Origin of the sequence: Streptococcus criceti HS-6 (assembly GCF_000187975.2) — a bacterium.
Classification (GTDB): Bacteria; Bacillota; Bacilli; order Lactobacillales; family Streptococcaceae; genus Streptococcus; species Streptococcus criceti.
The window spans coordinates 1,479,778-1,505,638 of sequence record NZ_AEUV02000002.1; the positions used below are offsets into that span (position 1 = coordinate 1,479,778).

Annotated in this window: 28 protein-coding genes and 1 pseudogene; 28 read left to right on the forward strand and 1 reads right to left on the reverse strand. The window is 44.8% G+C overall.

Features of this window, described 5'->3' with window-relative positions; all coding sequences use genetic code 11:
- Positions 1-69: 69 nt before the first annotated feature.
- Positions 70-1,395 (reverse strand): annotated as a pseudogene (locus tag STRCR_RS06915) (hydroxymethylglutaryl-CoA reductase, degradative); the annotation flags it as partial.
- 83 nt (positions 1,396-1,478) lie between these two features.
- Here STRCR_RS06915 and STRCR_RS06920 point away from each other — a divergent pair.
- The 28 genes from STRCR_RS06920 to STRCR_RS07055 all read left to right on the forward strand — a co-directional run bounded on the left by STRCR_RS06920 (position 1,479) and on the right by STRCR_RS07055 (position 25,786).
- Complete coding sequence (locus tag STRCR_RS06920) at positions 1,479-2,765, forward strand: homoserine dehydrogenase (protein ID WP_004226525.1); 1,287 nt, start codon at positions 1,479-1,481, stop codon at positions 2,763-2,765.
- Between the two features lies 1 nt (position 2,766).
- A complete protein-coding gene (gene thrB, locus STRCR_RS06925) occupies positions 2,767-3,627 on the forward strand; it encodes a homoserine kinase (protein WP_004225957.1) in 861 nt (286 codons plus the stop codon).
- Positions 3,620-4,507, forward strand: a complete 888-nt coding sequence (gene rarD / locus STRCR_RS06930; RefSeq protein WP_004229928.1) for an EamA family transporter RarD — start codon at positions 3,620-3,622, stop codon at positions 4,505-4,507. The genes thrB and rarD overlap by 8 nt, the downstream gene beginning before the upstream one ends.
- A gap of 92 nt (positions 4,508-4,599) precedes the next feature.
- On the forward strand, positions 4,600-5,856 hold the full coding sequence (locus STRCR_RS06935; RefSeq protein ID WP_004228696.1) for a bifunctional folylpolyglutamate synthase/dihydrofolate synthase: 1,257 nt from the start codon (positions 4,600-4,602) through the stop codon (positions 5,854-5,856).
- 160 nt (positions 5,857-6,016) lie between these two features.
- Positions 6,017-6,580: a GTP cyclohydrolase I FolE gene (gene folE, locus STRCR_RS06940; protein WP_004228697.1), complete on the forward strand. Its 564-nt coding sequence runs from the start codon at positions 6,017-6,019 to the stop codon at positions 6,578-6,580.
- Between the two features lies 1 nt (position 6,581).
- On the forward strand, positions 6,582-7,382 hold the full coding sequence (folP, locus tag STRCR_RS06945; RefSeq protein WP_004226533.1) for a dihydropteroate synthase: 801 nt from the start codon (positions 6,582-6,584) through the stop codon (positions 7,380-7,382).
- 5 nt (positions 7,383-7,387) lie between these two features.
- A complete protein-coding gene (folB, locus tag STRCR_RS06950) occupies positions 7,388-7,747 on the forward strand; it encodes a dihydroneopterin aldolase (RefSeq protein WP_004225575.1) in 360 nt (119 codons plus the stop codon).
- Complete coding sequence (gene folK / locus STRCR_RS06955) at positions 7,744-8,229, forward strand: 2-amino-4-hydroxy-6-hydroxymethyldihydropteridine diphosphokinase (protein ID WP_004229213.1); 486 nt, start codon at positions 7,744-7,746, stop codon at positions 8,227-8,229. The genes folB and folK overlap by 4 nt, the downstream gene beginning before the upstream one ends.
- A gap of 268 nt (positions 8,230-8,497) precedes the next feature.
- Positions 8,498-9,400 carry a UDP-N-acetylmuramate dehydrogenase gene (gene murB, locus STRCR_RS06960; protein ID WP_004229286.1) on the forward strand — a complete coding sequence of 301 codons (903 nt, stop codon included), beginning with the start codon at positions 8,498-8,500 and terminating at the stop codon, positions 9,398-9,400.
- A gap of 102 nt (positions 9,401-9,502) precedes the next feature.
- Positions 9,503-10,657, forward strand: a complete 1,155-nt coding sequence (locus tag STRCR_RS06965) for an ABC transporter ATP-binding protein (RefSeq protein WP_004228148.1) — start codon at positions 9,503-9,505, stop codon at positions 10,655-10,657.
- Positions 10,641-11,441, forward strand: a complete 801-nt coding sequence (locus STRCR_RS06970) for an ABC transporter permease (protein WP_004225824.1) — start codon at positions 10,641-10,643, stop codon at positions 11,439-11,441. Before STRCR_RS06965 ends, STRCR_RS06970 begins: the two co-directional genes overlap by 17 nt.
- The gene (locus STRCR_RS06975; RefSeq protein ID WP_004227125.1) at positions 11,438-12,214 is read left to right on the forward strand and encodes an ABC transporter permease; all 777 of its coding nucleotides are present in this window, start codon (positions 11,438-11,440) and stop codon (positions 12,212-12,214) included. Before STRCR_RS06970 ends, STRCR_RS06975 begins: the two co-directional genes overlap by 4 nt.
- A complete protein-coding gene (locus STRCR_RS06980) occupies positions 12,207-13,280 on the forward strand; it encodes an ABC transporter substrate-binding protein (protein WP_004228260.1) in 1,074 nt (357 codons plus the stop codon). The genes STRCR_RS06975 and STRCR_RS06980 overlap by 8 nt, the downstream gene beginning before the upstream one ends.
- Before the next feature lie 199 nt (positions 13,281-13,479).
- Positions 13,480-14,574, forward strand: a complete 1,095-nt coding sequence (locus tag STRCR_RS06985) for a low temperature requirement protein A (RefSeq protein WP_004229494.1) — start codon at positions 13,480-13,482, stop codon at positions 14,572-14,574.
- Between the two features lie 231 nt (positions 14,575-14,805).
- The gene (locus tag STRCR_RS06990; protein ID WP_004229132.1) at positions 14,806-15,624 is read left to right on the forward strand and encodes a Cof-type HAD-IIB family hydrolase; all 819 of its coding nucleotides are present in this window, start codon (positions 14,806-14,808) and stop codon (positions 15,622-15,624) included.
- 575 nt (positions 15,625-16,199) lie between these two features.
- Entirely contained in the window at positions 16,200-16,664 is a 465-nt protein-coding gene (locus STRCR_RS06995) for a flavodoxin (protein ID WP_040804952.1), read from the forward strand.
- 17 nt (positions 16,665-16,681) lie between these two features.
- Positions 16,682-17,479 (forward strand): aldo/keto reductase, encoded by a 798-nt coding sequence (locus tag STRCR_RS07000; RefSeq protein ID WP_004226207.1) that lies wholly within the window; start codon positions 16,682-16,684, stop codon positions 17,477-17,479.
- Between the two features lie 61 nt (positions 17,480-17,540).
- Positions 17,541-19,295, forward strand: a complete 1,755-nt coding sequence (locus STRCR_RS07005) for a 1-deoxy-D-xylulose-5-phosphate synthase (RefSeq protein WP_172459639.1) — start codon at positions 17,541-17,543, stop codon at positions 19,293-19,295.
- Positions 19,296-19,440: 145 nt separating this feature from the next.
- Positions 19,441-20,064 (forward strand): SDR family oxidoreductase, encoded by a 624-nt coding sequence (locus STRCR_RS07010; protein WP_004228552.1) that lies wholly within the window; start codon positions 19,441-19,443, stop codon positions 20,062-20,064.
- 381 nt (positions 20,065-20,445) lie between these two features.
- A complete protein-coding gene (locus tag STRCR_RS07015) occupies positions 20,446-21,396 on the forward strand; it encodes an aldo/keto reductase (protein WP_004229630.1) in 951 nt (316 codons plus the stop codon).
- 10 nt (positions 21,397-21,406) lie between these two features.
- Positions 21,407-21,697, forward strand: a complete 291-nt coding sequence (locus tag STRCR_RS07020) for a YciI family protein (protein ID WP_004226190.1) — start codon at positions 21,407-21,409, stop codon at positions 21,695-21,697.
- Between the two features lies 1 nt (position 21,698).
- Positions 21,699-22,217 (forward strand): NAD(P)H-dependent oxidoreductase, encoded by a 519-nt coding sequence (locus STRCR_RS07025; protein ID WP_004229785.1) that lies wholly within the window; start codon positions 21,699-21,701, stop codon positions 22,215-22,217.
- Positions 22,218-22,289: 72 nt separating this feature from the next.
- The gene (locus STRCR_RS07030; RefSeq protein ID WP_004227800.1) at positions 22,290-22,748 is read left to right on the forward strand and encodes a MerR family transcriptional regulator; all 459 of its coding nucleotides are present in this window, start codon (positions 22,290-22,292) and stop codon (positions 22,746-22,748) included.
- Entirely contained in the window at positions 22,732-23,652 is a 921-nt protein-coding gene (locus tag STRCR_RS07035; protein WP_004227278.1) for an amidohydrolase family protein, read from the forward strand. The genes STRCR_RS07030 and STRCR_RS07035 overlap by 17 nt, the downstream gene beginning before the upstream one ends.
- A gap of 1 nt (position 23,653) precedes the next feature.
- Complete coding sequence (locus STRCR_RS07040) at positions 23,654-24,286, forward strand: putative quinol monooxygenase (protein WP_040804955.1); 633 nt, start codon at positions 23,654-23,656, stop codon at positions 24,284-24,286.
- A gap of 152 nt (positions 24,287-24,438) precedes the next feature.
- Entirely contained in the window at positions 24,439-24,858 is a 420-nt protein-coding gene (locus STRCR_RS07045) for a cupin domain-containing protein (RefSeq protein ID WP_004229244.1), read from the forward strand.
- Between the two features lies 1 nt (position 24,859).
- Entirely contained in the window at positions 24,860-25,183 is a 324-nt protein-coding gene (locus tag STRCR_RS07050; RefSeq protein ID WP_004227130.1) for a carboxymuconolactone decarboxylase family protein, read from the forward strand.
- A gap of 114 nt (positions 25,184-25,297) precedes the next feature.
- Positions 25,298-25,786, forward strand: a complete 489-nt coding sequence (locus tag STRCR_RS07055; protein ID WP_004225781.1) for a GNAT family N-acetyltransferase — start codon at positions 25,298-25,300, stop codon at positions 25,784-25,786.
- The last annotated feature ends 75 nt before the right edge of the window (positions 25,787-25,861 follow it).

The window sequence follows — 25,861 nt, forward strand, 5'->3', positions numbered from 1 at the left end:
GGTGACTTATAATGAATAACACCAGCTTGGTCTTCTTTTTAAGAAGACTAAAAGGACTTAAGCGACAGCTTAAGTCCTTTTAGCGTTGGGGTTATTTCGGATATCGTCTAAAATTTTTTGGGCGGTTTCCAAGTTGAGGTGCTGGGCTGCTAGGAGTTCCTGAACGAGTGGAGGAATTTCCCTTTCAGTTGCTCCGGCCAGTAGGGCTAAGGATTTGGCCTGCAGCTTCATGTGACCGGCTTGGATTCCCTTTCCGACCAAGGCCTTGAGGGCGGCAAAATTTTGAGCCAAGCCTAGGGAAACGATAAGTCCAGCCAAGGTTTTAGCATCTGGCTGCCCCAGCAGGTCAAAAGCAACGGTGACGCTGGGATTGAGACCAATAGACCCGCCCTTGGTCGCGATTGGCATGGGCAGGGTCAGACGTCCCTTGACTTTGCCAGCTTCCTTATCATAGGTCCATTGTGAAAGCCCGCGATAGGAGCCAGAAGCAGCAGCGTAGGTATGGCCGCCAGCCTCAATAGCCCGCCAGTCGTTGCCGGTGGCTAGAACGAGGGCATCAATACCGTTAAAAATCCCCTTGTTGTGAGTGCTGGCCCGATAGGGATCAATCTGGGCCAGTTGAGAGGCTTGTTCCAGTTTCTCAGCTAGTTTCTTAGCTTCTTCCTTGTTACGGCTGAGAAAGCGGAGATCAACCGCACATTGGGCGGTCACCAAACTATCGGTTGCATAATTAGATAGGATTGCCATGAGGCTTTGGCCGCCAGAAAGCTCTTCTAATTTGGGTACTAGGGCTTCCATCATAGTATTGACCATATTAGCTCCCATAGCTTCCTGAGTATCAACTGCTAAATAAACGATGAGGAAATTTTCCTTTTGTTCCACGGTCAGCTCTCTGGCACCGCCCCCTCTCTTGACGATGGAGGGATGAGCCTGATTTGCCAAATCAATTAAGTCAGCCTTGCCAGCCAAAATAGCTTCTTTAGCTGACTGCCAGTCACTGCAGCCCGTGAGCGCAACCTGCCCCAGCATCTGCCGCTGGTGGATCTCGGTGGTGAAGCCGCCTGAGCGCTTAATGAGCTTAGCTGCATAGGAAGCAGCAGCTACGACAGAAGGTTCTTCAGTCACCATGGGGAGATTATAGGTCTGGCCATTGACTAAGAAATCAGGTGCCAAACTCATCGGCAGAGCTAGCCGACCAATCAAGTTTTCTGTCATCTGGTTGGCAGTCTCAAGCGGAAGAAGCTCTTCCTTATTTAATTTTTCGAAGCTTGCTGGCGATAGCGCTTGATTGTTTTTGAGAGCTTGCCGCCTCTCCTGTGGGCTCTTTTTAGCAAATCCTGTCCAAGATACCATGTCTGTCCTCTTTTTTTGTTCGTCATTTCTTCTTGAATTATACCATAAGCACTGATTTTCTGTAACTTCCTAAGGGATTTTGTTATAATGGGAGGGTATCAATATTCGTTAATGAGGTAAATACTATGGCTATAAAAATTGGATTGTTAGGTTTTGGGACAGTTGCCAGCGGGATCCCATTTTTGCTCAAGGAAAATGAAGATAAAATTACAGCAGCAGCTAGGGATGAGTTCGTTATTGCTAAGGTCTTGGTCAAAGACGATGATGAAAAGAACCGTCTCTTAGCTGCTGGTCATGATTATCATTTTGTCACCAACGTTGATGACATTGTAAAAGATCCAGAGATTGACATTGTTGTTGAATTGATGGGGCGGATTGAACCAGCCAAGACCTTTATCACTAAGGCTTTAGAGGCTGGCAAACATGTGGTTTCTGCCAATAAGGACCTGATTGCTACCCATGGTAAGGAAATTATCGGTCTAGCTAAAGACAGAGGCTTGGCCTTCTACTATGAAGCAGCCGTAGCGGGTGGTATTCCGATTTTACGGACACTGGCTAATTCCTTAACGTCAGACAAGGTGACGCGAATTTTGGGCGTGCTCAATGGGACGTCTAACTTTATGATGACCAAGATGGTTGATGAAGGCTGGACCTACGAAGACGCTTTGAAAACTGCTCAAGAGCTGGGTTACGCAGAAAGCGATCCGACCAATGATGTGGAAGGGATCGACGCAGCGTATAAGGCGGTAATCCTCAGCCAGTTTGGCTTTGGCATGACCATTGATTTTGAAGATGTCAGCCACCAAGGTATTTCCACCATCACACCTGATGATGTTGCAGTCGCTCAAGAATTGGGTTATGTCATCAAGCTGGTTGGTGATGTTCGTGAGACAGATTCTGGCATTTCTGCCCAAGTGTCTCCAACTTTCTTGCCTAAGGAACATCCTCTGGCTAGTGTCAAGGGTGTTATGAATGCTGTTTTTGTTGAGTCCATCGGTATCGGGGAGTCTATGTATTACGGTCCCGGTGCAGGGCAAAAACCAACAGCGACTTCGGTTGTAGCGGACATTATCCGCATTGGCCGCCGTATTGTGGACGGTAATGTTGGTAAATCCTTCAATGAATTCAGCCGTCCAGCTCAGTTGGCTAATCCTGCTGATGTCAAGAGTGGCTATTATTTCTCTCTAACTGTTCCAGACAAGAAGGGGCAAATCTTGCGTTTGGCTGAAATCTTCAATGGCGAAGATGTTTCCTTCTCCCAAGTTCTGCAGCAAAGAGGAGATGGTCAAAAGGCACGGATTGTTATCGTGACCCACGCCCTCAGTTTGACTCAATTAGAAAATGTCAAGGCTAAATTAAAAGCTCAAAGCGACTTTACCCTCCTGAATAGCTTTAAGGTATTGGGGGACTAAGATGAAAATTACAGTTCCGGCAACATCGGCCAATCTTGGGCCGGGTTTTGATTCGGTGGGTGTGGCTCTCTCTAAATATTTAACGATTGAGGTGCTTGAGGCCAGTTCTGACTGGGAAGTTCTTCATGATTTGGGGGATATTCCGGCTGATGCCAATAATCTTTTGGTTAAAACTGCTCTGCAGGTTGCCCCTAATTTAGCCCCCCATCGTATTAAGATGACCTCTGATATTCCGCTGGCTCGGGGACTTGGCTCCTCTAGTTCAGTTATTGTAGCAGGAATTGAGCTAGCCAATCAATTAGCGCATTTAGAGCTCTCCAAGCAGGAAAAGCTCCGTTTAGCCACGGAGATTGAAGGCCATCCTGACAATGTTGCACCAGCTATATTGGGTAATCTGGTAGTGGCTTCCTATGTTAACGGACAAGTTTCTGGTGTCCGAGCTGATTTTCCTGCCTGCGATTTTGTCGCTTTCATTCCCAACTATGAGTTAAAAACCAGTGACAGTCGGGGGGTTCTGCCGACTTCTATGGCTTATAAGGAAGCTGTAGCGGCCTCCTCAATCGCCAATGTGGCGATTGCCGGTCTTTTAACAGGAGACTTACTGACGGCTGGTCAAGCGATCCAAGGCGACCGTTTCCATGAAGCTTATCGGCAAAAATTAGTCAAGGAATTCGCTCCGATTAAGGATCTCGCTCAAGGGTTCGGAGCTTATGCAACCTACTTATCAGGGGCTGGCCCGACAGTCATGAGTTTGGTCCCGAAAGGAGAAGGAGCGGCCTTAAAAACTGCTCTAGATGACTTGGGACTGGACGGTCAAACCTTTGTCCTGACAGTTGATGAGGAAGGTGTTCGTCTTGACTAAAACGCATAAGGGACTTTTGCTCGGAGTATCAGCTTATCTGCTCTGGGCTTTTTTATCTCTCTACTGGAAACTCTTGGCTGGGGTTAATGCTTACAGTACTTTTTCTTATCGGATTATTTGGACCCTTTTGACCATGGCAGCCTATATGGTAATTAGTAAGAACCATCAGCGCTATAGGCATGAGTTTAGGGAGCTTTGGCTGGATAAACAACAGTTCTATCGGGCTGTGGCAGCCGCCTTTTTGATTGCCATCAACTGGCTGACCTATATCTATGCGATAGCCAATGGTCATGCGACTGAATCCAGTCTGGGATATTATATGATGCCACTGGTTTCGGTGCTTCTGGCTCTCGTTATTCTTAAGGAAAGTCTGACACCAGCTACTAGCTTGGCTGTTCTTATTGCGGTAGCGGGGGTGGGAGTCTTGGTCTGGCAGACCGGTCACCTGCCTTGGATTGCTTTGCTACTGGCTTTTACTTTTGGTTTTTACGGCCTGCTAAAAAAGGGCACAAGGCTGTCCAGCGATGTCGCCATGTTTTTTGAAGCCGGCATTATTCTGCCTTTTGTGCTGGTCTACTTGATTTTTTTCAGTCATGAAAGGCTGGTAGATTACAGTCTGCTGGAGAATATCCTCTTAGCCCTATCGGGAATAGTCACAGCCATTCCTCTCTTGCTCTACGCGGAGAGTCTCAAGCGAGCGCCTTTGAATGTGATTGGTTTTATCCAGTATCTCAATCCGACCATTCAGCTCCTGATTGCCCTGACCATTTTCAAGGAAAGTCTCAGTCAGGGTCAGTTCTATGGTTTGATGTTCATCTGGCTGGCGATTGGTCTCTTTGTTATCGGTCAGATTCTTTTACTAAAAAGGCAGAAAACTTGATCAAGTCGGGATTTTTATTGCTCTGTGCTATACTGATAAGCGACGAGGGTACTTGTGACTCGTATTTTTAAAGCTTTTAAGGAAGGAAAGAGATGAATTATCAAGAAGCATTGGCTTGGATTCACAGTCGGTTGAAGTTTGGGATTAAACCAGGTATTGAGCGGATGGCTTGGATGCTGGAGCAATTGGGAAATCCTCAAGAAAATTTGCAGGCTGTTCATGTGGTCGGGACTAACGGTAAGGGCTCGGTGGTCAATAATCTCCAGCATATTTTTACAGCAGCGGGTTATCAGGTCGGTACCTTTACCTCCCCCTATATCGTTGACTTTAGGGAGCGGATTTCTGTGGACGGTCAGCTGATGCCAAAAGAAGACTTGGTCACCTGTGTGGACTTGGTCAAGCCAGTTGTTGAGGCCTTGCCAGAATCTCTAGAAACTGCGACTGAGTTTGAGGTTATCAGCCTCATGATGTTTCTCTATTTTGGCCGCCTGCGTCCTGTTGATTTGGCTGTCATTGAAGCTGGCATGGGCGGACGCGATGATTCGACCAATCTTTTCCAAGCCCTTGCTGTCGTCTGTCCCTCTATCGGGTTGGATCATCAAGCTGTGCTGGGGGAGACTTATGGTCAAATTGCCCAGAATAAGGCGGGCGTGCTTAAGCTTGGTGAGCCCTTGGTCATGGCCGTAGCTCAGGAAGAAGCTAGACAGGTCTTTCTGGAGCGAGCTCAAACAGTTGGTTCGCCCGTTTATGAGTGGAAGCAAGAGTTTACGTTGACGACGTCTGATAATAAGGCCATGGCCTTTCGTAATAGCTCGACAACTATAGGTGATTTAGTTTTAGCCATGCCGGGTCAGCATCAGGTGGCTAACGCAGCTCTAGCTATTGAAACCGCCTTGCTCCTTCAGGACCGCTATCCAACGTTGGATGATGAAGCGATTCGAGAGGGGCTGGCAAGAGCTAAGTGGCTGGGGCGAACAGAGCTCCTAAGACCTAATCTGATGATTGATGGAGCCCACAATAACGAAAGCATTCAAGCACTGGTGGATCTACTGCAGAAAGATTATGGCAATCGCAAGATTCAGATTCTCTTTGCTGCCATTGATACCAAGCCAATTGCTGCCATGCTGAAAAAATTGGACAAAATAGGTCAGGTCACTGTAACAACCTTTCCTTACTACAATAGTTTAGCCTTGGCTGATTACCCTCAGGGTCATGAGCGGGTGGCTGATTTTAGGACTTGGCTGAATCAGGTTTACCAAGAAGATTCAGCAGATTTCTATCTGATAACAGGTTCCCTCTATTTTATCTCCCAAGTTCGTAAGGAGCTTTTGAAGAATTCCCACCAATAGGGTATAATGAAGGGAATTAAACACGAGACTAATTCCTTCGGAGATGACTGTTCTTGTGTGGTAGCACTCAGCAGCAAGTTTCTATTTCTCTGTCGGGAATTCTCGCTAAAGCGAACCCTATCCTAGTATCTTTAGAAAGTATCAAGTTTAAGAGGACATTATGATCAATCAAGAAAAAGCAGAAGCAGCCATCTACCAGTTACTAGAGGCCGTTGGCGAAGATCCCCACCGCGAAGGGCTTTTAGATACTCCTCAGCGCGTGGCCAGGATGTACGCTGAGATGTTTGCTGGTTTAGATGAAAATCCCAAGGATCAGTTTACCGCTGTCTTTAGTGAAAACCATGAGGAAGTCGTCTTGGTTAAGGATATTCCTTTTTACTCCATGTGCGAGCACCACTTGGTGCCTTTTTATGGAGTAGCTCATGTGGCTTATCTTCCCGATCAGGGCAAGGTAACAGGTCTGTCTAAATTGGCTCGAGCTGTTGAAGTAGCCAGCAAGCGGCCCCAGCTGCAAGAACGCCTGACAGAACAGGTAGCGACAGCGCTCGAAGAGGCTTTAGCTCCTAAAGGAGTCTTTGTTATGGTCGAAGCTGAGCACATGTGCATGACGATGCGAGGGATTAAAAAGCCCGGCAGTAAAACGGTGACCACAGTTGCGCGCGGTATCTTCCAAGAAGATAAGGGCCAACGTCAAGAATTATTGCACTTGATCAAGGAGTTTTAGGATGAAAATGGGATCATTTGAGGTTGCGGGAAAAGCCTGTATTATGGGGGTGCTTAATGTAACACCAGATTCTTTTTCAGACGGCGGTTCCTATATCCAACTTGAAAAAGCCCTGGCTCAGGTTGGGACTATGGTTGAAGAAGGAGCTGCTATTATTGATGTCGGCGGAGAATCGACGCGTCCAGGTGCTGATTTTGTTTCTCAGAAAGAGGAGATCGCTAGAGTTGTGCCGGTTATCAAGGCTATCAAAGAAAAATACGATATTTTAGTCAGTATTGATACCTATAAGACAGGGACAGCTCGGGCAGCTCTAGAGGCAGGGGCAGATATCCTCAATGATGTCTGGGCCGGACTTTACGACGGTCAGATGTTGGCTCTAGCAGCTGAAAAGGGAGTTCCCATCATCCTCATGCACAATCAGGAAGATGAGGTTTATGGGGATATCACTCAGGATGTTTGTTATTTTCTCAAAGAACGAGCGAATGCAGCCTTGGCTGCTGGCGTTAGCAAGGACTATATCTGGCTGGATCCGGGCTTTGGCTTTGCTAAAAATGAGCAGCAAAATCTAGCACTCTTAAAGGGCTTGGATCAAGTAACTAGCCTAGGTTACCCTGTTCTTTTCGGTATTTCCCGCAAACGAGTAGTTGATTATCTGCTAGGTGGTCATACTAGACCGCTGGAGCGGGATATGGGGACGGCTGCCTTATCCGGTTATGCTATTGAGAAGGGCTGCCAGATTGTTCGGGTGCATAATGTTGCTGCTAATCGTGATATTGTCAAGGTTATCAGTCAATTAAGGTGAGGAAGATGGATAAAATACTTTTGAGGGGCTGCCGTTTTTACGGTTACCATGGCGCTCTGCCAGAAGAAAACCGGCTGGGCCAGATTTTTGTAGTGGATGCGGAACTTTCTCTTGAGCTGACCCAAGCTTCTGTCAGCGATGATTTGGCCGATACGGTTCATTACGGTCTGATCTTTGACGTGATTAAGCATCAGGTTGAAAATCAGACCTATCAACTGCTGGAAAAGCTGGGAGGAGCAATTTGTCAGGCTATTTTTGAACAGTTTCCTCCTGTTCAGGCTATCCAGTTGCGAATTTTCAAGGAGAATCCCCCCATTGCCGGTCATTATGAGAGTGTTGGTGTAGAATTGGAGCGCACCCGATGAACTCTGTTTTTCTCAGCCTTGGTTCCAATATGGGAGACCGGAGGACTTATCTGAACGAAGCTTTGGAACGATTAGACCAACTGCCTCAAACGAGCTTAGCAGCTGTTTCCTCTATCTATCAAACACCGGCTTGGGGCCTGACAGACCAGCCTGACTTTCTCAATCTCGCCTGCCGTTTGGAGACAGACTTGACCCCTTTGGATTTACTGCAAGCCTGCCAGAAGATAGAAAATGATTTAGGACGGGTTCGGCAGCAGCATTGGGGTCCTCGGACTTTAGATATTGATATCTTGCTCTATGGGCAAGAAGTAATAGCTGGGCCAAACTTAATCCTGCCCCATCCCTATATGAAAGAGCGGGCCTTTGTCTTGGTGCCTCTGTTGGAGTTAGATGAAAAGGCATTTGATCCAGCAACTGGTCACGCTTATCAAAGCGATTTAGCCAAACTGTCAACCGAGGCTATCGAAAAATTTTTGGGTTAAACTTCTTTACCTCACTTCCCAGTACCATTTACTTGGAAACTTTGGGGCAGGAACGTTCTGGGAAATTTCTGCTAAATTACTAAATTTGCTAAATTCCCTGGCTGATGCTATCGCCAAAATCCCTAGTTTTTGATATAATGATTATCGGCCTTGTGCCGATTTTTTAAGGTCTTGTGACCTTTATGAGATCGGTAGGCCAGCCAGATGACTGTCCCTTATTGCTTTTGAGGCGTCTTTTCTGGTTAGACAAGAATGGAATTAAAAAATAATGTTAGAAAAAATGAAAAATGCTCTTAAGGGAATTGATATTCGCATTGATGAACCCTTGCGTCACTATACTTATACCAAGGTTGGAGGACCAGCCGATTATTTAGCTTTTCCCCGCAATCGTTACGAGTTGGCCCACATTGTCAAGTTTGCCAATGAAAATGCCATCCCATGGATGGTCTTGGGTAATGCCAGCAACCTGATTGTCCGTGAAGGAGGGATTCGCGGCTTTGTCATTATGTTTGACAAGCTAAGTACCGTTACAGTTGATGGTTACACTATCGAAGCAGAAGCCGGGGCCAACCTCATTGAAACGACCAAGGTCGCTGAGTTTCATAGCCTGACTGGTTTTGAATTTGCAGCAGGGATTCCCGGTTCTATTGGTGGGGCCGTCTTTATGAATGCTGGTGCTTATGGTGGTGAAATATCCCATATTCTGGTTTCGGCCACAGTTTTGTCCAAAGAAGGAGAAATCCGAACAATTGAGGCCCGCGATATGGCCTTTGGCTATCGCCGGTCAGCTATTCAAAGTACAGGTGAAGTGGTGATTTCTGCTAAATTCGCCCTCAAGCCAGGCGTGCATTCGCAGATCAAGAATGAAATGACTCGCCTCAATCATCTGCGGCAGCTCAAGCAACCTTTGGAGTACCCATCTTGCGGTTCCGTCTTTAAGCGGCCTGTTGACCATTTTGCCGGTCAGCTCATTATGGAAGCCGGTTTAATGGGCCATCGCATCGGCGGTGTTGAAGTCAGTAAGAAGCATGCTGGCTTTATGGTTAATGTGGCCAATGGAACGGCTGATGACTATGAAAACCTAATTGCTGATGTTATTGAGAAGGTCCAAGCCCATTCAGGTGTTCGTCTGGAGCCAGAAGTTCGGATTATTGGAGATTATAAGTCTTAATAAAACGAGCATAGCTTATCTTAAAACCATCAAGTAGAGCTGGCTAGAGGGAATTTAGCCGGTTCTTTTTATTTCTTATCGCCTGTGTGGAGGAAAACGAGCGTGACTAAACCAATTATTGCCTTTCGCCATGTGACGAAAACCTTCGAAGACAACGGAACTCATGTTCTTAAAGATATTAATTTCGAGCTGGAAGAAGGAAAATTTTATACGCTTCTGGGAGCCTCTGGTTCTGGAAAATCGACCATTCTAAATATCATTGCGGGGCTCTTAAATGTGAGTTCGGGTGATGTTTATCTGGATGGCAAGCGGATTAATGATGTTCCCATCAACAAGCGGGATGTCCATACGGTTTTTCAGAATTATGCGCTTTTTCCGCATATGTCCGTTTTTGATAATGTAGCCTTTCCTTTAAAATTAAAAAAGATTGCAAAAGAAGAAATTGCGGAGCGGGTTCAGGAAGCTCTCAAGATGGTGCGACTGGAGGGCTATGGCAATCGTTCCATTAAAAAGCTCTCAGGCGGCCAGCGCCAGCGGGTGGCCATTGCTAGAGCCATTATCAATCAGCCCAAGGTTGTCCTCCTAGACGAGCCTTTATCTGCCTTGGATTTGAAATTACGGACAGAGATGCAGTATGAATTGAGAGATCTGCAGCAGCGACTGGGGATCACCTTTGTTTTTGTCACCCATGACCAAGAGGAGGCTCTGGCCATGTCAGACTGGATTTTTGTGATGAATGAGGGTCAGATTGTTCAATCGGGAACGCCTGTAGATATCTATGACGAACCCATCAACCATTTTGTGGCTACCTTTATTGGTGAGTCCAATATCATCAACGGGACCATGATTGAGGACTATCTGGTTGAATTTAATGGCAAGCGTTTTGAAGCTGTCGATGGTGGAATGAGGCCCAATGAGGCAGTAGAAGTGGTCATTCGGCCAGAGGACCTGCAGATTACTCTGCCCGAAGAAGGCAAATTAAGAGTTACTGTCGATACCCAGCTTTTTCGCGGTGTCCACTATGAAATTATCGCTCATGATGAGCGGGATCATGAGTGGTTAATTCATTCGACGCGCAAGGCCATTGAAGGTGAAGTGATTGGGTTAAACTTTACACCCGAAGACATTCATATCATGCGCCTCAATGAAACCGAAGAAGAGTTTGATGCCCGAATTGAAGAATACGTGGAAATGGATGAGCATGAGGATGGCTTAATTAATGCCATTGAGGAGGAGCGCTATGAAGCAGACGACTAAATTCTTTGCGGTTCCTTACTTCCTCTGGCTCTTACTTTTCATCTTAGCTCCTCTGGCTTTGATTGTCTATCAATCTTTTTTCAACCTGCAGGGACAGGCTGGTATAACTAATTATGAAACCTTTTTTAGCTCTTGGACGTATCTCCGGATGAGCTTTAATTCCGTTCTCTATGCAGGGATTATTACGCTAGTGACCTTTCTGCTTAGTTATCCGACAGCTCTGGCCTTAACGAAGCTCAAACACAAGCAGCTTTGGCTCATGCTGATTGTGCTGCCGACTTGGATAAATCTTCTGCTCAAGGCCTATGCCTTTATGGGGATTTTTGGCCAAGATGGCGGGGTTAATCATTTCTTGGCCTTTGTGGGAATTGGCCCTAAGCAACTGCTCTTTACGGATTTTTCTTTTATCTTTGTCGCTGCCTACATCGAGCTGCCCTTTATGATTCTCCCCATTTTTAATGCTCTGGATGACTTGGATGTCAACTTAATCAATGCCAGTCGTGACTTGGGAGCCAGTGGCTGGCAGACCTTTAGTCGGGTTGTTTTCCCGCTTTCTTTGTCTGGCGTGCGCTCGGGTGTTCAGTCAGTCTTTATTCCCAGTCTCAGTCTCTTTATGCTGACCCGTCTGATTAGCGGTAATCGTGTCATCACACTGGGGACAGCTATTGAACAGCACTTTTTGACAACTCAGAATTGGGGGATGGGCTCTACCATCGGTGTGGTCCTCATCTTAGCTATGCTGGCCATTATGGCTATCACTAAGGAAAGGAGAAAAGGCCTATGAAAAAGTTGAGTCATTTTTACTTGGGACTGGTCTTTGCACTTCTCTATCTGCCGATTTTCTATTTGATCTTTTATTCTTTCAATAGTGGTGGTGATATGGCTGGCTTTTCTGGCTTCACTTGGGAGCATTACCAGCAGGTTTTCTCTGACAGCCATCTCATTTTAATTCTGGTTCAGACCTTCTTTTTGGCCTTTCTGAGTGCCTTGCTGGCGACAGCTATCGGTACTTTTGGCGCCATTTTTATCGATCAAACCAAAAGCAAGAAGCAGAATGCCTTGCTCTCTCTCAACAATATCCTCATGGTTTCGCCTGATGTCATGATGGGAGCCAGTTTTTTGATCCTTTTTACAGTCCTCGGCTTCCGACTTGGCTTTAGTTCGGTATTGCTTAGCCATATTGCCTTTTCTGTTCCTATTGTTGTTCTTATGGTTTTGCCAAGGCTCAAGGAGATGAATCAGGATATGATTCATGCTGCCTACGATTTAGGCGCTAGTCATTGGCAAATGCTCAAGGAGGTTATGCTGCCCTATCTAACGCCCAGTATTATCGCTGGCTATTTTATGGCCTTCACCTATTCCCTAGATGATTTTGCAGTGAACTTTTTTGTGACGGGAAATGGTTTCTCAACTCTCTCAGTTGAAATTTATTCACGCGCTAGGCGGGGGATTTCCTTAGAAATTAACGCTCTGTCCACCATCATCTTTATCTTTTCCATTCTCTTAGTGATTGGCTATTATTTCATCAGCAAGGAAGAAGGTGATCAGGATGCGTAGATTAAATGCCTTACTTCTCGGTATCATCCTGATGATCGCTAGTTTAGCCGTGCTTATGGTGACTATGGAGAAAAAGAATAGCAGCAGCTCAAAGTCCAATAGTCTGGTGGTTTATAACTGGGGGGACTATATTGACCCTGACCTCGTTACAAGGTTTCAGAAGGAAACAGGTATTGATGTCCAGTATGAAACCTTTGATTCTAATGAAGCCATGTATACTAAGATTGAGCAGGGCGGGACTCGCTATGATATTGCTATCCCTAGCGACTATATGATTGATAAGATGCGTCGCGAGGACCTCTTAGTTAAGCTTGATAAATCGCAGATTAAGGGACTGAACAATCTTGGACTGCAGTTTATGGGCAAGTCTTTTGATCCGAAAAATGATTATTCCATCCCTTATTTCTGGGGGACAGTTGGGATTGTCTACAATGACCAGCAGGTCAAAAACCCTCCCCAGCATTGGACAGATCTCTGGAATCCTCGGTATAAGAATGCCATCATGCTGATTGATGGAGCCAGAGAGGTTATGGGACTGGGGCTTAACGCTCTAGGCTACAGCCTCAATACCAAGAATATGGAGCAGTTAAATCAGGCTTCTGATAAGTTAAACCAGTTAACGCCTAACATCAAGGCCATCGTTGGCGATGAGATGAAAGGGTATTTAAAAAATGGCGATGCCGCCCTAGGGGTGACCTTCTCGGGCGAAGCTAGAGATATGCTGGACGCCAATTCTCATCTACACTATGTTTTGCCTAGCGAAGGGTCAAACCTCTGGTTTGATAATATCGTCATTCCTAAGACCGTCAAAAATAAAAAGGCCGCCTACGCCTTTATCAACTTTATGCTGGAGCCTAAAAATGCGGCCCAGAATGCTGAGTATATCGGCTATGCCACACCAAATAAGGCAGCTCAGGCTCTTCTGCCAAAGGAAGTGACTTCTGATCCGGCTTTTTATCCGTCTGATCAGGTTATCAGCCATCTGGAAGTCTATGATAATCTTGGGCCTAAGTGGTTAGGCACCTACAATGATCTCTATCTGCAATTTAAGATGTATCGGCATTAAGCTGCCTCTATAACCTTGAAAGTCTGGAAGCACTAGTTTTTCGGGCTTTTCTTATAAGCCAATGCTGGTGCTTTGAAATTTTTCTTTTGAGCTAGTGTCTGATGATGTTTAGTAAACCTTATACTCAATTAATTCAGCCAAGTTTTATGGCTAGTATCTCTGACTTTTCCTAACCAATGGAAAATGGTAAGATAAATCTATGAAAAATATTATTCCTAAAAAAGTATCTAACTATGAACTCTTTTACGACTTAGTATTTGTTTTTGCTGTTTCAGTATTGACGGGGATGATGCACGGAAAAGGTGTCCACCTCACCTTTTTTAGTTACTTGCAATTCATTATCTCCTTTATCATGCTGATTAAACTTTGGTACCATGAGACTATGTATCTCAATAAGTATGGAGAGCGTGATCTCATGGATATTGTGACCATTATCCTCAATATGTTTGTGATTGGTTACATGGCTAGAGAGTTGACGCTGGATTGGCAAAAGACTTACGTTTCCTTTAATGTGCTCTTTTTATTGAGCAATGTTTCGGTCTTGCTCCAGTATGTCTTGCGTGCTCGAAGGTTGGGCGCTTTCAGCCAAACGATGATTTATCACATGAAGGATATCGGGGTAGACATGGTAGTCCAGATCATCTGGTTTATCTGGTTGACAGTAAATCCGCACATGAATATCTTCTGGGCCTACCTCCTCTACGGGATGAGTTTCCTATTTGTTTATCTGACACGCGCTAAGAAGGAAGATGATAAAGCCAATTTTCCTCATCTGGTGGAGCGTGTTCAGCTAATTACTATCATTTATTTTGGAGAAACGCTCATTGCTAGTATCAAAACATTTGATTTAGCGACACATTTTCCAGAAGCAGTCATCAGCTTTGCCATGATTGGCCTTATGTTTATTGGCTACATCACACAAACCGCTGTCATTATGAAGCATCATCAAGAGCGTACGGGGCTTCAGATGATTTATGTCCACATCGCTCTCTTGATCGGTATTCTTTTTACAACCTTGATGATTGAGATGGCTGGGGATTCACACCATTTCCATGATATGAAAACCCTGCTTATCTTAGGTCTGAGCCTATTCTATGGCAGCTTGCAATTGCTGGCTCCTTATAATCGTAAGGACTTAGCTTTGACACCGAAATGGCTGACTGCCCACTTAGTTAGTCTGGTTCTGGCTTTGGGGCTTCTGACTTTTTATGCTGATAGTCCCATTTTAATGCTGAGCTTTGGCTTGCTAGCTGGTTTGGGACAGTTTACAGTGGCTTGGTATCGCCTGCCTTAAAGATACAAATTTATGGCATTAGCCACGGCCTTCTTGTCTTAACCCTGCTTAGTTTTGATGATTTACAGTGGTTTATTTCTTTAAAAACAGTACATGCTATCCAGATGGGGGACTGATTATCAGATAACTGGAGCGTTTACTTATAAAATATTTTTAAGATAGTATAAATAGGCTATAGTGCTAATAAATCGTTTAGTAGCTGTTTCGTTATTTCTTGATTGGAGGTTTATCATGAGGGTGCGTCGTATATTTTCAGATATGGATGGGACGCTGTTGAATACTAAGGGCGATGTCTCATCTGGCAATGCTGAACTGATGAGACAGGCTGGTATTCCTGTAACCTTGGTTTCAGCGCGTGCCCCTATCGAGATGAAGACAGCGATTGATAGCTTAGGACTGACAGGTACTCAGATTGGATTTAATGGGGGGCTCATCTACCGTTATAAGGATAATCAGGTGCAAGTTATCAGAGAGCAAGCCATGGAAACCAAGGATGTCAGGACAATTCTGGCTTATCTCTATGAGCATTTCCCAAATCTTTGTCAGTCTTACTATGACAAAGATAGCTGGTATAGTTTCAAGGAAGATAAAGGAACCCGCTATGAGACCAGCATTACCCACCAAGATGTAACGCTGCTAGATAGGCAAGCCTATCTAAATCCGGTTCACCCTGTCTTTAAAATTATGCTTTTGACCTTTGATCCTAGTGAAATGCTAGTGCTAAAAGAGAAGTTAGCTGAACTTCCCCTCAAGGCTGCCTCTATCCAGCAGTCCGGTCCCTTACATCTGGAAATCACGCATGAATTGGCCAAAAAATCAAGCGGTCTGGATTATGTGATGGCAGCAGAAGGACTGACCAAGAAAGACCTAGCCTGCTTTGGCGATGGCCACAACGATCTCCCTATGTTTAGCCGGGTGGGTACGTCGATTGCTATGGCTAATGCAACCGATGACATCAAAGCAAAAGCAACCTACATCACCAAGTCCAATGATGAAGATGGCGTTGGCCGTGGCATCTGGGAGTATTTGATGGATTCAGATGGCAAATAGTGTATGGCAAAAAGCTAAGCACCCTATGCACGATTGAAGTCGAAAAGTCATCCAAGACTATATTTTTAGAAATTCCCCAAGGAAGATCAGCAATATGCTTGGTCTATGCCTAAAATAATGTCGCTGGTAAGAGAATGCGGTAGAGCATTGAAGGGAGCTCCTTGCCAGCTGTGGGCTTTATCAGTGGCAATTCGTAAGAGATGCCAAAACTATAGTATAGTATTTAAAAATCTGAGCTCGCTGTCTCAGATTTTTTGCTAGTTATCGAAAAAAATTTAGAAAAGGTGAAGAAAAGTCTTGACTTATAGTTGACTATAAGTGATACACTACAGTTGATAAAGGTAAAAAGGTTTGAAATCCATTAAAACTTGTTCGAAAACTAAGGCATTTCATAGTGGATAATGCCACAAATCAATTCAACTTAACCATTTTAAATGTTCTGAGTAAGGTTTTAGGGATTTTCGTATGTGGTTTTCATGTGTTGAGCTGTGCCAATTTTGATTATCGAACAAGTCTATTGTTGATTTTATGCTGATACCGCCTTGTATGACGGTGTGTTTCTAACAGGAGGTTCTATTATGAAAACACTTATTATTTATTTTTCTGAAACAGGAACAACCAAAGAGCGTGCGCAAGCGATTGCACGTGAACTAGGGGCAGATTTGTATGAGATCAAGGCGAAAATCCCTTACACCAGCCAAGATAGGAATTGGTATGATGATTCCAGCCGCTGCAATCTTGAGCAGTACGATGAGCGCAGCCGTCCCGACTTTGCAGGAAATCTGCCAGATATCTCACACTATGAGCGTATTTTAATCGGCCATCCGACCTGGTGGGGAATTCCTCCGAGGATTGTCCAAACGGTTATGGATCAAATGGACTTTTCCGACAAGATCCTAGGCAGTTTTTCGACATCAGGCGGTTCAAGCTATGCAAAGGCTCAGCCGATTTTTAACCAATACGCCGCCAAACATCATATTGCAGGTGATGTCTTGAATAGCACAGCGGCCATGAAAGGTTGGCTAAAGCGATTAAACTAAAGGAGTGGTAGGATAATATGCAATATGTCACACTAAACACAGGGGAGAGGATGCCTCAGCTCGGTTTTGGGGTCTACCAAGTGCCGGCGGCTGATACTGAAAGAGTAGTCTCTCAGGCTATCAAAACAGGTTACCGCCATATTGATACGGCCCAGTATTACCGCAATGAAGCTGGGGTGGGTAAGGCCATCAAGGCTTCCGGTCTTCCTAGAGAAGAGTTTTTCATCACGACAAAATTAGGAACGTCGGGATATAGAGCAACCAAAAAACAGATTGAAAAAGCCTTAAAAAATTTGCAAACGGATTATATTGATCTGATGCTGATTCACTGGGTGGTTTCTGACTATCTAGGCACTTGGGACGCCTTAACCGAAGCCTATCATACTGGTAAAATTCGCTCTATTGGTTTGTCAAATTTCCAGCCGGACCTGATCGAAGAAATCCGCCAGCATTCTGACGTGACCCCAGCAGTTTTGCAAAATGAAATGCATGTCCTCCAGCAGCAAGTTGATACACGTCACTATTGTCAGGAAGTAGGGATTCAATTTGAATCTTGGGCACCATTTGGCGAGGGAAAACAGGGCATTTTTACAGATCCTACGCTAACAAGGATCGGGCAAGCCTATGGAAAAACCGCAGCTCAGGTCATTTTGCGCTTCTTGATGCAAGAGGGTATCGTGGCTATTCCCAAATCAGCCAATGCAGATCGCATGGTTGAAAACTTTGCTATTTTTGATTTTGAATTGTCTCACGATGATATGGCAACCATTCGTCAGATGGATACTGGACAAGGATTATTTGGCTGGAATGGCTAAATCGTAATCGCGAAAGTAATCCATTTACAATGACTGAAGTAAGCAGAAAGGAAACAATATGATTTTAGAACAGATCAACTCGCCCAAAGATATTAAAAAATTATCACACGAAGATTTACAGACCCTTGTTGACGAAGCACGCCAGGCTTTGTTAGAAAAAACGAGCCAGCACGGTGGGCATAACGGTCCTAATTTTGGCGTTGTTGAAATGACAGTGGCCCTCCACTATGTCTTTGACTCACCAAAAGACAAGATAATCTTTGATGTCTCTCATCAGTCCTACGTTCACAAGATGCTCACTGGACGAGCTCAGGCATTTTTAGATCCTGAGCACTACGATGATGTCTCTGGTTACACCAATCCTAAGGAAAGTGAGCACGATCTTTTTACTGTAGGCCATACGTCAACATCTCTGGCCCTAGCATCCGGAGTTGCCAAAGCGCGTGATTTAAAAGGTGAAGACAGTAATGTTATCGCCGTGATTGGTGATGGTTCCATGTCAGGTGGCCTAGCTTATGAAGGGCTTAATCAAATTGCAACGGAAGGTACAAACACTATTGTAATCCTTAACGATAATGACCAGTCTATAGCAGTCAATCCAACTGGCGGACTCTATACTGCTTTGAGAAATCTTCGTGAAAGTAAAGGCGCTGCAAGTGATAACTTGTTTAAGGCGCTTGGATTTGATTATTGTTACTTGGATGATGGGAACAACTTAGAGGATCTGATTGCTCTTTTTAAGGAAGTCAAAGATAGTGATCACCCTGTTCTTCTCCATATCCATACTCAAAAAGGGCATGGTGTCTCATTTATGGAAGAAAATCGCGAGGCCTATCACGCTGGGGGACCGTACGATCCTGAAACGGGGGCCTATCTTGGCGGTAGCCAATCGGGTGAAACCTACAGCAGTGTGACGACTGACTTAGTCTTGGATAAGATTGCTAAAGATACACGGGTTGTCGTTGTTAATGCTGGTACACCGATGTTTATTTTCGATCAGGAACAGCGCAAGCAGGCTGGTAAACAATTTGTAGATGTTGGGATCGCTGAAGAAGAAGCAGCGACAATGACAGCAGGTCTTGCAAAGAACGGTGCTAAACCGATCTGGGCTGTAGCCTCTACCTTTATGCAACGGGCTTATGACCAATTGTCCCATGATATCGCGCTGAATAATCAAGCTACAACTATTTTGGTCTATATGGCATCAGCTGATGCCATGAATGATGAAAGTCACCTTGGTTTCTTTGATATTCCGTTTCTTTCCCATATCCCCAATATGGTCTACCTTGCTCCAACCAATAAGGAAGAACATCAGGCCATGTTAGATTGGGCCATTGATCAGAACCAGCATCCCGTAGCCATTCGTGTACCTGTCGGTCCACTGGTTGAGACAGGCGGTAAAGACACCACTGATTACAGTCAATTAAACAAGAATAAAGTCACTCAAAAAGGCTCCCAAGTTGCTTTGTTTGGATTGGGCAATTTCTACCATCTAGCAGAAGAGGCAGCGAAAATCTTGAAAAAAGATCACGGCATTACCGCTATAGTGGTAAACCCTCGCTATATCACAGGCTTAGATACAGAACTACTTGATAATCTTGTCAACGACCACCAAGTATTTGTGACGCTGGAAGATGGTATTCTTGAAGGTGGCTACGGTCAAACAGTGGCTAGTTACCTAGGTAAAGCAGCTGTGCAAGTACAAAATTACGGTATTGATAAAGCTTTTCATGACCGCTATGATAGGGCAGAATTGCTGGAAAGTAACGGTTTAACTGCTGAAAATATTGTAGCCAAAGTCATAGATGCTTTGTAATGAGATCACATTAAAAACTCATTACTGAAGGCTAAAGCCTATACCCCTTGCTTGATGTTGTTGAGCTTAGCTTAATAAAGCCCAATAAAAAAATTGACGAGATGGGTATGCGGTCATAAAAGGACAATAAAGGAGAAGAAAGAAAATGAAAGTATTTTTAGCTGGAGCGACTGGGCGTGTCGCTACAGAAGCTCTTAAAGCTTTGGTAGCAAAGGGGCATAAGGTTATAGCAGGAGCCAGACAGTCTGGAAGGATTGCCCTTATGGATGGCGTAACGCCGGTCACTATGGATTTGCATGCCCCTGTCGAATCTCTGGTGGAACTGGTCAAGGGTTGTGATGCTGTAATTTTTGCAGCAGGATCACGGGGCAGGGATCTTTTGCAGACCGACGCTTACGGTGCGGTTAAACTCATGCAGGCGGCTGAAACTGCAGGTCTGAAGCGCTTCATCATGCTCAGTGCGCTCTATAGTCTGACCCCAGAGAAATGGGGCGACCGTTTAAAAGATTACTATATCGCCAAGTATTTTGCGGATAATTACTTGGTTCACCAGACTGACTTAGACTATACTATTGTTCAACCAGGGCGACTGTTAGAGGAAAAAGGGACTGGTCGAATCTCGTTAGGAGATGAAGGACTTACCAGTATTCCAATCGCTGATGTCGGTGCCGTTTTAGCCACCCTTGCGGATTCTCCGGCAATGAGCTTAAAAGTGATTGAAATTCATCCGGGAACGCTTCCTATTTCTGAAGCTTTCACTAAGTTGTAAAGAAATATGTGAATCAATGGATAAGGAAGAAGCGCATCCTAAATGAACAACTAAAGGCATAATAAACGCCACTTGTTTACAGAAATAGGTGGTGTTTATCTTTGATCTGGTTAATAAAGTCCCTAGCTTCTTTATCTGTTTCAAAAAAATAATAAAAAAGGCTTGACTTACAGTGAACTATAAGTGATAAAGTATCCTTATAAATGATAGAAGTTGGAACAATAATGATTGAGGACTTATATCATTTTATTTGAATAGGCCTACAACGCTTTGCAAAAAGATGAAGCCTTTCTAAATATGTTAGCTTAGCGTCTTCATCAGTTTATCTGTTTTGCTTTGCCTTGCTTAAGGGCTTTATATCACAAAAAGGAGGTCATTAAGATGACAGAAAATACAGCACCAATCGTACTTGGAACATGGTCTTGGGGAACGGGCGGATTTGCCGGTGGAAACGTGGTCTTTGGAAATAATCTTGACACCGCAGACCTCAAGGATGTTTTCAAAACAGCTATGGATGGAGGGCTCAACACCTTTGATACGGCTTTCGCCTATGCTAATGGTGAATCCGAACGTATCTTGGGTGAACTTGCTGGTCAATACGATCGCTCAAAAGTGATCCTATCAGACAAGTTTACCCCTGGTATGCAGGATGACACGAAGGACAATCCTGTAGAAGATATGCTGGAAGGCAGCCTCAAACGTCTCGGTACTGATTACATTGATATTTATTGGATTCACAATTCAGCAGATGTTGAACGCTGGACACCATTCTTGGCTGACTTGGTCAAATCAGGCCGTGTTAAGCGTATCGGGGTATCTAACCACAGTCTTGCACAAGTCAAACGTGTCCAAGACATTTTGAAACCTGCTGGTGTTCAAATCTCAGCTGTCCAAAATCACTTTAGCCTGCTTTACCGCAACTCTATTGATGATGGTCTTCTTGACTACTGTAAAGAAAATCATATCCAATTCTTCTCCTATATGGTCTTGGAACAAGGGGCTTTGTCTGGTAAGTATGATAGCCAACATCCAATGCCTGCTGACTCTAACCGTGGTAAAACCTATAATCCACTGTTCCCAGCTTTGAGTGATTTACTGGCTGAGCTGAAACGTTTGGCAGACCATTACAAGGTCAGTCCAGCTCAAATTGCGACCGCCTGGGCTATTGGACGCGGCACAACACCAATCCTTGGTGTGACAAAGGTAGAGCAAGTCGACGATGCTGCTAAGGCTAGTCATGTGCATCTTACAAATGGAGAAATGGCTAATCTTGAAAATCTAGCGACTCAATCAGGTGTCGATACACGTGGTGGCTGGGAAGGTCAAGCTTAAGGAGGTTCTTATGTTTTTAATCACTATTACCATCAAATCAGATCAAGTGCCTAAAGATCAAGCAGAAGAGCTTTTGGCTAAGCACCGAGCTTGGTTCAAGTCAGAATTTGATGCCGGTAACTTCAAGATTGTCGGCCCTCTCAAAGATCGTGGTATGGCAGGGATTGTCATTGCTAAGGCGGATTCCCGTCAGGAACTTGATGCTATGATTGCAAAAGACGCCTACTATCCAAATCTTGCGACTTATGATGTAGCAGAATTTAAAGCCAATCTGGTAGCAGATGATATCGAAGGAGATTGAGATGACAACAAACATTTTTCTATTCCATCCCAATTTAGCATCTTCTAGGGCTAATAAAGCCTTGGCTAAGGCTGCCCAAGGTGCGGGGATTGAGGTCCGTAATCTCTATGCCCTTTATCCTGACGGTAAGGTTGATGTCAAAAAAGAACAGGCTGCGCTTACAGCTACAGATCGCATTGTCTTGCAGTTTCCAATGTACTGGTATTCCATGCCATCCTTGATGAAGGAGTGGCTGGACCAGGTACTAGAATATGGCTGGGCTTACGGTTCATCTGGTAATGCCCTTCAAGGCAAGAAAGTCCTTCTCGCTGTCACTCAAGGTGCGGGTGCGGATGACTACACAGCTGATGGCCGATTCCATGTGACCACACAGGAATTGCTCAAACCCATAGAGACCATCCAGTACCATACAGGTCTCGTCTTTGAAGAACCCTTTGTCGTATCTGGCGTACTCAATCTGTCAGATGAGGAGCTGGCTCAAGAGGCAGCTGATTATGCTAGCCGTTTACAAGAATCATAGTCAAGGCCTTTAAAATTGTGTATACTGAAGAGAGAATCAAACTTACATATCTGTATTGAAAGGTGATCGAATATGCCAAAAGAAGGAACTTACACCATTACTCAGGTGTCTCAAATGTATGATATTAAACCCAATACCCTGCGTTATTACGAGCGCATTGGGCTCCTGCCTGAGATCCCCCGTCAGGCGAATGGCAATCGCTATTTTACAGATGATCTCAACAAGTGGTTAGAGATGGTCATTTGTCTGCGTCATTCAGGTGTTTCTATCGAGGTGTTAATTGATTACTGCCAGTTGCTCATGCAGGGGGATAAGACCGTCGAGGCGCGTGAGGAGCTCCTTCGTGAGCAGTTAGCTCTCCTTGAGACCAAGAAAAAGAATCTCCAGCGCTCGATTGATCGTCTGACCCATAAGATAGGACTCTACGAGTCTGGGGAAATTCTCAATAAAGACACCTATTATGAGGAATACGGAATCATCTTTGACGAAAATGGCAGCTGGAAGGAGCGCTTGGATGACTTTGAAAATTGATGCCTTTGCCCATGTACTTTTGCCTGATTTTTATAAAGAAATGCTCACGCTGGATGAGGTGTTAGTGCAGAAGATGCCCTTTATCCAAAATCCAGTCTTGAGCGATATGGACAAGCGCCGTGCGACCATGCCAGCGAACACCAAGCAGATTATCAGCTATGTTAATGCCAACCCAGAGGATTACTTGGAAGCTAATGAGGCCGCTAAACTTGTGGAACAGGCTAATAAAGAGCTCTTGAAAACGGCACAAGACAATCAGGATATTTTTGCTGGCGGTGTTGCTATGGTCGCTATGAATAATATCCCAGAGGCCGTGCGCGTGGTGGAAGAATTTGTCCCTGCTCATCCTGAGATACTAGGCATTCAGCTCTTTACCCGTCATCTAGGAAAGTCTGTGGCTGATGAGGAATTTAAACCGGTCTTTGAAGCTGCGGCTAAGCACCATGTGCCCATCTGGCTTCATCCTGTTTTTGATGCCCGTAAACCAGACAACAATATTATTTTCAGCTGGGAATATGAGCTGACCCAAGCCATGCTTGAGCTTGTGCAGGCTGGTTATTTTCAGGCAATACCAAATTTGAAAATTTTGGTCCACCACGGTGGTGCCATGGTTCCCTACTTTGCCGGTCGTATTGAGCGGATTCTGCCGGAAGAGCAGGCGGCTGATTTTAAGAAGTTTTATGTGGATACCGCTCTTTTGGGCAATCCAAAGGCCCTTGAGCTCTGTGTAGACTATTATGGTGTTGACCATGTCCTCTTTGGTACAGATGCACCACTAGGGATTTTGCCGGCGGGTGCGACAGAGGTCATTGCTCAAGCGATTGAAACTCTTGCGCTCAGTGATGAGGAGAAGGGGCAGATTTTCATAGGCAATGCCCAGAAATTATACGGATTGGATGATTAAGATGACAGAGATTTTTAGATTGTTTAGATTGGGACTTGATTTGTCCTATGAGACTGACTTTAATCAAATCGGCTATAATAACTTTACCCAGTCAATGGAGCTGGAGCCAGGAACCTTGGCCATGTATGGCAGTCATGTCCCCGGTGACAAGAGTCAGCAGGTTGTCCTTGAGCGTTATGCCAGTGATGAGGCCTATCAGAGACATGTAGATTCGCCGCATTTTAAAGCCTTTGCCAGTTTGGCGCAAAAGGCCATCACCAGTCGTGAGGTAGTTACACTGACGCCTGAGATTTTTCTCCAAAAACCAACAGCATTGAGAGTTTTGGAGCCAAACGATTTTTCAGTGCGTCTAGCAAGAGTGACAGTGAGTGACAGTCAGGCTTTTGCAGCTATCGTCCTACCAGAGATGAGGGCCAGTATGGACAAGGAAGCAGGTGTCCTTGTCATGTATGCAGGGACTGATGTCGACAATCCAGATACTTGGTATTTCTTTGAGGTCTATAAAGATGAGGCTGCCTATGAGACGCATTATGAGACTCCTCATTTTAAAGACTATATCGATCGCAGTTCCGCTTTTGTTTTAGATAAGAGCCTGCAACCCCTGACAGCCGATATGCTGGTTAATAGAGGCTAGTGTTCAAGCCTCTGATCGAGTAGGGACATTAAATTTTAACAGATATGCCTTTTAAGCATAGTAATTAGTCATTATTGGTATTTGTAGATTTTTCCTTGCAGAGCTATACTAATAGCGAAAAAATATACATTTAGAGAAAGAAGTGATGAGTCATGGTTAAACATGAAGACGTGAAAACAAATCCTTTGTTTGCCTTTGGTGAAGAAAACCCTTATGGTGCTAGTTTTACAGGACAATCTTACCTAGCTATGTTAGCTCAAGCACCAGATGGTTATACTAATGTTGGAAATGTAACCTTTGAACCGGGCTGCCGCAACAACTGGCACGTCCACTTGGATGGCTATCAAATCCTACTAGTGACAGGTGGGGAAGGACTTTACCAAGAAGAAGGCAAGCCTGCGCGTCACTTAAAAGCCGGTGATGTCGTAGTGACTGATAAGGGTGTTCGGCACTGGCATGGTGCTACTAAGGATTCTTGGTTCAGCCATATCGCTATTACGGCCGGACCCGGTGAATTTTATGAACCAGTCAGCGATGAGGACTACCTCAATGCCAATCAGGAAGGAGACTAGGATGACTATCAAACAAACGGCTGGCCGTGACCAGCTGGGAGAATTCGCTCCCGAATTTGCCCATTTTAATGACGATGTTCTCTTTGGCGAAAACTGGAACAATGAGTCCATCGACCTGAAAACCCGCTGTATCATTACAGTGACAGCTCTGATGAGTTCGGGCATCACAGATTCTTCACTGCTTTATCACCTGGAAAATGCCAAGAAAAATGGTGTCACGCAGGAAGAAATCTCAGCCATCATCACCCATCTAGCCTTCTATGTCGGCTGGCCAAAAGCTTGGGCTGTCTTCAACTTGGCTAAGGAAATCTGGGGGGAAGAATAGAAAAGGCCAGTAGGCCTTTTGAGTTTGAAGACAAAGTCTCATTTTTTCATAACTCATCGGCTTAAGTTTTATAGAATACCAGCACATATTTACGTCAAAAAAGAGGAGGATGATATGATGACCATTACCATCAAGCCTTACCAACATCGCTACAAAGACGCAATCTTATCTCTGTCAATTGAAAGCTGGGCAACGGTCTTTTACCAAATGCGCTCTGCTGTACCGGCTTTTGTCTATGATAATTTTTATCCTCAAGGGTGGGAATCCCGTCAAACAGCAGATTTGTCGCAGGTCTTGGATGAAGCAAGCAGTCAGACTCTGCTGGCCTTTTCAGATGACGAACTAGCAGGCTGGCTTGCTTATCGCATACACCCAGAAGATAGGATGGGGGAAATCTATGTTGTGGCCGTTTCACCAAAACACCAAGGTAGGGGCATTGCTACAAGGTTGCTGGAAACTGCTTGTCAGAAAATCACTCAAGCTGGCATGAAGATGGTTATGGTGGAAACTGGCGGAGATCCGGGACACTTACCCGCCCGCCAAACTTACGAAGCTTTTGGCTTTGAACCTTGGCCGGTTGCAAGGTATTTTAAAAAACTATAAAACGAAAAAAGCGCCATTGAAAAGAGTGAATGGCGCTTTTTTGGATCTAAAAAATGACAGTCAGCAAATAGCCAC

Excerpts from the sequence above, each read along its gene's own strand:
- folE (WP_004228697.1), top strand. The coding sequence starts at position 6,017 with ATGATCAATCAAGAAAAAGCAGAAGCAGCCATCTACCAGTTACTAGAG.
- STRCR_RS07040 (WP_040804955.1), top strand. The coding sequence starts at position 23,654 with ATGACAGAGATTTTTAGATTGTTTAGATTGGGACTTGATTTGTCCTAT.
- STRCR_RS07025 (WP_004229785.1), top strand. The coding sequence starts at position 21,699 with ATGACAACAAACATTTTTCTATTCCATCCCAATTTAGCATCTTCTAGG.
- STRCR_RS07015 (WP_004229630.1), top strand. The coding sequence starts at position 20,446 with ATGACAGAAAATACAGCACCAATCGTACTTGGAACATGGTCTTGGGGA.
- STRCR_RS06980 (WP_004228260.1), top strand. The coding sequence starts at position 12,207 with ATGCGTAGATTAAATGCCTTACTTCTCGGTATCATCCTGATGATCGCT.
- STRCR_RS07035 (WP_004227278.1), top strand. The coding sequence starts at position 22,732 with ATGACTTTGAAAATTGATGCCTTTGCCCATGTACTTTTGCCTGATTTT.
- folK (WP_004229213.1), top strand. The coding sequence starts at position 7,744 with ATGAACTCTGTTTTTCTCAGCCTTGGTTCCAATATGGGAGACCGGAGG.
- STRCR_RS07055 (WP_004225781.1), top strand. The coding sequence starts at position 25,298 with ATGATGACCATTACCATCAAGCCTTACCAACATCGCTACAAAGACGCA.
- STRCR_RS07050 (WP_004227130.1), top strand. The coding sequence starts at position 24,860 with ATGACTATCAAACAAACGGCTGGCCGTGACCAGCTGGGAGAATTCGCT.
- STRCR_RS07010 (WP_004228552.1), top strand. The coding sequence starts at position 19,441 with ATGAAAGTATTTTTAGCTGGAGCGACTGGGCGTGTCGCTACAGAAGCT.
- thrB (WP_004225957.1), top strand. The coding sequence starts at position 2,767 with ATGAAAATTACAGTTCCGGCAACATCGGCCAATCTTGGGCCGGGTTTT.
- STRCR_RS07000 (WP_004226207.1), top strand. The coding sequence starts at position 16,682 with ATGCAATATGTCACACTAAACACAGGGGAGAGGATGCCTCAGCTCGGT.
- STRCR_RS07045 (WP_004229244.1), top strand. The coding sequence starts at position 24,439 with ATGGTTAAACATGAAGACGTGAAAACAAATCCTTTGTTTGCCTTTGGT.
- STRCR_RS06935 (WP_004228696.1), top strand. The coding sequence starts at position 4,600 with ATGAATTATCAAGAAGCATTGGCTTGGATTCACAGTCGGTTGAAGTTT.
- STRCR_RS07020 (WP_004226190.1), top strand. The coding sequence starts at position 21,407 with ATGTTTTTAATCACTATTACCATCAAATCAGATCAAGTGCCTAAAGAT.
- STRCR_RS06985 (WP_004229494.1), top strand. The coding sequence starts at position 13,480 with ATGAAAAATATTATTCCTAAAAAAGTATCTAACTATGAACTCTTTTAC.
- folB (WP_004225575.1), top strand. The coding sequence starts at position 7,388 with ATGGATAAAATACTTTTGAGGGGCTGCCGTTTTTACGGTTACCATGGC.
- STRCR_RS06970 (WP_004225824.1), top strand. The coding sequence starts at position 10,641 with ATGAAGCAGACGACTAAATTCTTTGCGGTTCCTTACTTCCTCTGGCTC.
- STRCR_RS06975 (WP_004227125.1), top strand. The coding sequence starts at position 11,438 with ATGAAAAAGTTGAGTCATTTTTACTTGGGACTGGTCTTTGCACTTCTC.
- STRCR_RS06990 (WP_004229132.1), top strand. The coding sequence starts at position 14,806 with ATGAGGGTGCGTCGTATATTTTCAGATATGGATGGGACGCTGTTGAAT.
- folP (WP_004226533.1), top strand. The coding sequence starts at position 6,582 with ATGAAAATGGGATCATTTGAGGTTGCGGGAAAAGCCTGTATTATGGGG.
- STRCR_RS06920 (WP_004226525.1), top strand. The coding sequence starts at position 1,479 with ATGGCTATAAAAATTGGATTGTTAGGTTTTGGGACAGTTGCCAGCGGG.
- murB (WP_004229286.1), top strand. The coding sequence starts at position 8,498 with ATGTTAGAAAAAATGAAAAATGCTCTTAAGGGAATTGATATTCGCATT.
- STRCR_RS07030 (WP_004227800.1), top strand. The coding sequence starts at position 22,290 with ATGCCAAAAGAAGGAACTTACACCATTACTCAGGTGTCTCAAATGTAT.